Source organism: Clostridium tarantellae (genome assembly GCF_009295725.1).
Classification (GTDB): domain Bacteria; phylum Bacillota; class Clostridia; order Clostridiales; family Clostridiaceae; genus Sarcina; species Sarcina tarantellae.
The window spans coordinates 1-6,779 of the sequence record NZ_WHJC01000188.1 but is presented as its reverse complement, the minus strand read 5'-3'; the positions used below and the strand labels follow the sequence as shown (position 1 = coordinate 6,779).

General features: G+C 27.9%; 3 protein-coding genes. 2 read left to right on the top strand and 1 reads right to left on the bottom strand.

What is annotated here, in order from left to right; genetic code table 11:
• Positions 1-231: hypothetical protein (locus GBZ86_RS17195; RefSeq protein ID WP_170272221.1), on the top strand; the 231-nt coding region annotated here is incomplete at its 5' end.
• A 128-nt stretch (positions 232-359) separates the two neighbouring features.
• Here GBZ86_RS17195 and GBZ86_RS11050 read toward each other — a convergent pair.
• Entirely contained in the window at positions 360-5,726 is a 5,367-nt protein-coding gene (locus GBZ86_RS11050; protein WP_152890645.1) for an alpha-L-fucosidase, read from the bottom strand.
• Between the two features lie 122 nt (positions 5,727-5,848).
• Between GBZ86_RS11050 and GBZ86_RS11045 the strand changes: the two genes are divergently transcribed.
• A partial coding sequence (locus GBZ86_RS11045) for a permease (RefSeq protein WP_422678923.1) occupies positions 5,849-6,779 on the top strand: 931 nt, incomplete at its 3' end.

The following is a 6,779-nucleotide window of genomic DNA, read 5'->3' as shown; positions in this document are numbered from 1 at the left end:
ATTTTATCTATAGGTGGTGCTAAACTTAATTCTGTAGAATATAAAGAAATAGCTAATACCTTAAATATATTACAAGAAAATTTTGATAATTTTAAAAAAGAACTTTTAGAGGAATATGATTTGCTTGAAAATTTATTTAAAGAAATATGTAAAGGAACTTCACATTTCAATAGCTTTTTAAATAAATTAAATAGTTGTGCAAAAAAGGTTTTTATATTTGAAGAAATATAAAAACTTATTAGAACTTTGAAGATAATTACTTTTAAATAAAGGCTCCTCTTTAAACTAAAAGCACTTCATATTTTAAAGAGGAGTCATAAAATAAATATTAAATTTTTAAATTATATAATAAAAATATATTAAGGAATTAGTGTAAGTCTTACTATACTAATCCATGGTGCAGGTTCATTATTATCATTATAGAATTTAATAGTATTAATTCCTGCATTTAATGAAATTGTTACTCTTAATGTGCTTACGTTATTTTCTGTCCAATCTGTTGTTTTCTTTGCAGTATAGGTTGTATTTGTAGGAGTTCCATTAACAGCTAATTTTAACGTTCTGTCTTTATCACCGCTTAAATATTTAATATCTGCATAATAGCTTCCAGTTGCCAATGGGGTAACTGTTATCGTTGCATGTCCACCTGCATCTCCAATAGCACCTACAAAAGTATCATTTAATTGTAAACTTGTTCCATTAAGTGTTCCATTTTTAACTTTATAATTATTAGAATAATGTTGCACTCCATATAAGTCTTTGTAAATATAAGTTACAATTATTTCTTCATTTGTAAATTTTCCAGTTGTAGAACCTTTAACTTCCTTAAAGGAATACCCTAATTTACTTAAATCTTTTGCTTTAGTTGTATAAGAATCTCCTATATTTCCATATAAAACTTCAGAAGTTTGAACAGGATAACCAGCTTCATTTCTATATTCTACCCTTACTTTTTCAGGTAGTAAATTTTTTCCTTTAATTATATTATAAATTCCTATTTCATTTATAGTAGGACCATATTTATTAGAAGAACAGGTTAGCTTAATTTTACTAGAAGATATTTCTTTAAATGAAACAGTGAAATTATTTCCTATAGTAGTACCTTCACTTAATACTACAAAACTTGAACCATTCCAATATTCTAATTTATACTTATTTATTCTCATGCCCATGCCACTTTGAGTTGCTTCATTAATTACAACTCTGTTAAAGGAAACGGATTGTCCTAAGTTTATTTCTATCCATTTTGAATCAGTTCCATCATTAGTTGCCCATCTTGTATTTGAATCTCCATCAACTGCTTTAGAAGCAGAATATTCAGCACCGTAAGGCTCTTCACTAGCTGTTACAGTTTGGTTTAAAGCTAAATTTTCTCCTAAAATATCAATAGTTAAAGCTTTTCCTCTAGCTATGCCTAATAAATTAGCAGCAGTATAAAGTGTATCAATATCATCTTGATGTTGTTTACCTTCTTTATTTGGCGCAGCATTTAATATTAAATTATTATTTTGATTTACTAATTGGGTATACATTGATTTTATCATTTGAGAACTTTGTCTTGGTCCTTCAAAATCATTTCTAGAATTATAAAACCAAGTAGATTTTAAGCATACAGTAGTTTCAAATGGAAGATAATATAATTCTTTATTATAACTATATAGTTTAGGATCATAATTTGGATTAGGAAGATGAGGGTCTGCCAACCTAAATTCTGATGGGAAATAAACTATAGGGTCGCCATCTTTGTAATATTTAGGGTATATATAACTTGTACCACCTATTGTCCAGTTAGTTGATACTTGACAGCCTGGTTGTAATCTTTTAACCATATCATAAACTCTATCTAATTGCCAAACAGGTGCGTCTTTTACCCAACTACCATCTAACCAAAGTTCTACAATATCTCCATAATTTCCACCTAATAATTCCGTTAATTGATTTATCATATAATCAGCATAAACTTCTGTATTATTAAAGCCATATCTAGTATCCCAGTTTCTATCCCATATTGAATAATATAAACCTAGTTTTATACCATATTTTTCACAAGCATCTGCTAACATTTTTGTAACGTTTAAAGAATTTTTAGAACTAAGTGCATCATAGTCACTATAAACACTATCTCTTACTGAAAAACCATCATGGTGTTTTGTAATTGAAATTATATAACTCATACCTGCTTCCCATGCTAATTCAACCCATTTATCTATCTCTAAGGATGTTGGAGCATAAGATGATGGATGAATTGATCCATCTGTCCATTCTTGGTCCACAAAGGTATTAATACCAAAGTGAATAAACATACCATATTTCATATCAGTATTCCTTAGTTGATATATACTAGGAATAGTTGAGGCATTTGGAACTAAATATTTGTCTGGAGAAATATCAATTGGAGTTATTAAAGTTAGGGTTAAATTTCCTAAATCAGGAGTATAATTTATACTATCATCACCATAAAATTTAATTTCATTAATACCTAAAGTTAAATTAACTTCCGTTGTAAATACACCAGGATCACCATATGGTGCAGTGTAACCCTTACCTGTATTAATACTATTTATATCTATTTTAAAAGATCTTTCATTATGATAATGTCTATAATTTATAGATAATTTATATATTCCTGATTTTAATACTTTTACTTTAAATAAAGTATATCCATTAGTATTTCCACCATTACTTGCTGAATATCCAAAATTATCAATAAAAGAACCATTACCTAACATTGCAGTAGATATATTATAACTTATTGATGGATTTGGTAATGATGAAGATACAAATAATACTGTAGTATTTAGTAAATCTGGAGTATAGTTATTACTATTATCACCATAGAATTTAATAGTATTAGTTCCTCTATTAAATACAATATCATAAATTATAAATTTTCTTTTATTTCCAGGTAGTACATGATAAGTAGTCCCTGTATGAACTTTATTTATATCAACATTTAGTGGTCTAACTTCTCCATTTCTATGTGTTAATACTAAATTATATCTACCCTCATATGGTACTAATACAGTTAACATAGAATATCCTTTTGATGGTCCACCTTGACTTATTACAAAATTTTCATTATCTAAGGTAGCTCCATTAAAAAGTTCAGCTTTATTCATAGCATAATCAGAGCTATGAATCATTGCTTTGTATGAAGTTATAACTTCACTATTAGTAAGACTAAAACTTTTTAAATCTGGGGCATACAACCCAGAAAAATTAGTACTTTTTTCACCATAAAATTTAATTCTATTTCTTCCACTGCTTAATTCAACTGTGGTTGTGAAGATTCCTCCACCAGGATTTACTGGAAGTGTAAAGCTATTTCCTACATTTGAGCCATTAATATCTATATTAAGAGGCTTTTCAGAATTAGAATTTTTATAATTAACATCTAGAGTATATATACCTGATGTTGGTACATTTACATCTAACATGCTATAACCATTAGTAGGACCTCCATTATTTATTACATATCCACCACTGTCAACACTTGCCCCACTATTTAAAGATGCAGAAGACATTTCATAAGTTATTGGTTTAGGATTTGAAATTATTAATTTTCCAATCCATGGACCAGGTGAATTAACGGTGTTATAGAATTTAATATTATTTATTCCTTCATTTAGATTTAAAATAACATTTAATGTTTCAGCACTGGATATCTCCCAGCTAGAAGTTTTATTGACATAATACAAAGTACCAGAATCTTCATCATTAATAGCTATTCTAAAGTTTCTATTTGCTTCACCACTTATATATTCAATGGCAAGGTTATATGGTCCTGCCGTTTTTATATCAACAGAAAAAGTTACATAACCACCTGTATCTCCAATATAACCAATGAAAGTATCATTTAATATAGTACTAGTATTTGTTAATACTCCATCAGTAGCATTAAACATATAATTTACTAAAGTTTTTATTTTTGTTATTTTTAAATTCCCTACCCATGGTCCTGGAGTATTAGGAGCATTAAATAATTTAATATTATTTATTCCATCATTTAAATTAACTATAATATTTAATTTTTTAGTACTAATAAGCGTCCAATCATTAGTTTTAGAAGCAATAAGAGGATTACCTATATTTCTTCCATTAATATCAGCCTGTAAAAGCCTATCATTATCACCACATAAATATTCAATCTCTAAATTATACATACCTGATGATGACACAGAAAGAGGTACTATTGCATATCCTCCCGCATCACCTATAGCCCCAATAAAATTACCATTTAATGTTAATGTAGTATTAAAAAATTTACCCTCATTAGAGTTAACAGATGTTACAATTTCAGAAGTAGGTTTATATTCTGTAGAATCCTTTATTAAAGTGTATTGAATTCCATTAGGTTGAATGTAAAATCTAACTGAATTTAAGTTATCAGTATTAATAAATCCTTTTGATAAATCAGAAGTTGCTCCACATACAGAACCTGACAGAAGCAATCTAGAAGGCTCATAATGAAAAACTTTTAAATAATATCCATATTCAAAAGAAATTCCTTTTAAAAGAGAAGCAAAATTATTACCTGTATCTTTACCTAATAAAAATACAGAGGATTTTAAATTATTATTAAAATCATATAAGGATACCCCAAAATAAAGTTTGGTTCCTAGCCCATTATGTGCTTGGTTTCCTGTTGATTTAACTATAATTTTTTTTGTGGTTACATCAAATTTTAGTGTATTTATTGTAACATCATTTAAACCCAAAAAAGTAAATTCATTACCAGCTAAACCTACAGAATTATTGGTGCTAGTTATGCTTGTTGTAGGAAGGGTAGTTATATTTGTATCTGTATTATTTATAGAGGTTATGGTATTATTTGTAGAAGTTGTTGTATCATTTACAGTAATAACTTCAGATTGATTAGACTTAACTAAATACTCTCCTTCTGGAACATTTATAAAACTATATATACCACTTAAATTTGTCTTAGTAAATGCTAATGGTGTAAGTTCATTATTGCTGTCTATACTATAAAGTATAACATCAGCATTAGATACTGGAGCATTTAAGGTATCTGTTATAATTCCAGATACTACACCATTTGGAGCTTCAGGATTTACATATAAAACTTTTGAAAGTGTAGTTATTATTCCACTTTTAGTAGTAGCATTTAATTCAGAATGAAGATAACCTAAAGCGTTTATTGTAATATTATAATTTCTAGGCTCTAATTCACTAAATACAAAAATACCTGCGTTATCAGTATAGGTTATTGATATTAAAGTATTTGATCCATTAACTATACTATATAGTAAAACAATAGCTCCAGAAATACTTTGAGAGTTTATATCTTGTAAGAAACCACTTATAGCTCCTAATGTAGATGTAGTATCTGCTTGTAAAGTAAAATCAATAGTTTTAGTTTCACTTGTTGTTAAAACAAATGGGTCTACTTGAGATAATAATTTTCCCTGTGCTGTAGCTATCATGTTATAAACAGAACTAAAAGGAAGTAAGTTAATAGAATAATTTCCATTTAGATCAGTCATAGCACTACTTAAGGGATTAAACTCACCATCTGTTAATTTTACTATAGCACCTTGTATAGGATTATTGTTTGAATCAACTACTTTACCTATAATAGCAGCACCAATATTTACTTCTTTATTATTAAAATCTAATTGCATATCTAGTTTTACATCAGAACCTTTACCTAAAACCGTTATAGGTTTAGATGTAATTGGATTAAATTTATCCTGTTTAATTTCCATAATATTCTCCTACTATACACTATAAATTTAAATATATAAATATGTTAACTATATATAAAGGAGGAATTTTTGTGCAAATATTAGAACAGTGTGGGCTATTTTTTCAAAATGAAATTTTAGGAATGAAATGGCTAAACACTCTTATAGGTTCAATACTTAATTGCATTGGACTAAATGTAAATGATAGATTAGGAGGAGTTATTCAATTTTTTCTCTATGACACCATTAAGATTTTTATATTATTATCCTTTTTAATATTTTTAATTTCATATATTCAGAGTTTTTTTCCACCAGAAAGAACTAAAAAAATATTAGGTAAATTTAATGGAATAAAGGCTAATACCTTAGCGGCATTATTAGGAACAGTAACACCTTTTTGCTCTTGTTCATCTATTCCAATATTTATGGGGTTTACTAGTGCTGGACTTCCTATTGGAGTAACGTTCTCATTTTTAATTTCATCACCATTAGTAGATTTAGGTTCTTTAATTCTTCTCATGAGTATTTTTGGTACAAAAATAGCAGTGGCATATGTAATTGTAGGATTAATATTAGCTATATTAGGAGGAAGTTTAATTGAAAAAATGAATATGAATAAATATGTTGAAGACTTTATAAAGAATGTTAAGCCTTCAAATATTGATTCACCAGAACTTTCTACAAAGGACAGAATTACTTTTGCAAAAGAACAAGTGCTTTCAACTGTTAAAAAAGTATATATATATATTTTTATAGGAGTAGGCATTGGGGCTATAATTCACAATGTAATACCTACTGAATGGATTGAAAGCATATTAGGAAGAAATAATCCTTTCTCAATTATACTTGCAACTCTTGTGGGAGTGCCTATGTATGCTGATATTTTTGGGACAATACCTGTGGCTGAAAGTTTATTATCTAAAGGAGCAGGACTTGGAACTATACTTGCTTTTATGATGTCAGTAACTGCACTTTCCTTGCCTTCTATAATAATGCTTAGAAAGGTTGTTAAGCCAAAATTATTAATTTTATTTATTACCATTGTTACAGTTGGAATTATATTTATAGGATATC